General features: G+C 52.1%; 1 pseudogene. It reads left to right on the forward strand.

The annotated features are described in order from the left end of the window. Nucleotides 1-127, forward strand: a pseudogene (locus SJH88_RS19865) (IS3 family transposase); the annotation flags it as partial. Nucleotides 128-240: the final 113 nt, after the last annotated feature.

A 240-nucleotide genomic window follows, 5' to 3' on the forward strand; every position in this document is an offset into this window, starting at 1 on the left:
GTACGTTTCCATTCGCTACACAGAACGTTTAGAGGAAGCTGGCCTGATGCCTTCGGTGGGTAGCACTGGAGATTCCTACGACAACGCCTTGGCCGAAACCATCAACGGTTTGTACAAAACGAGGGTGTGCAAAATTTTGTGTAAACGGCCAATCAACAGCCGGCGCAAGCCGGCCTGTCCGTAAACACTATGAACACCAAGAAACACGACGTACCCGAAGAACTGCTGTCTGGCCTGCTG

The organism is Comamonas sp. GCA5 (genome assembly GCF_036541385.1).
Classification (GTDB): domain Bacteria; phylum Pseudomonadota; class Gammaproteobacteria; order Burkholderiales; family Burkholderiaceae_C; genus Comamonas; species Comamonas aquatica.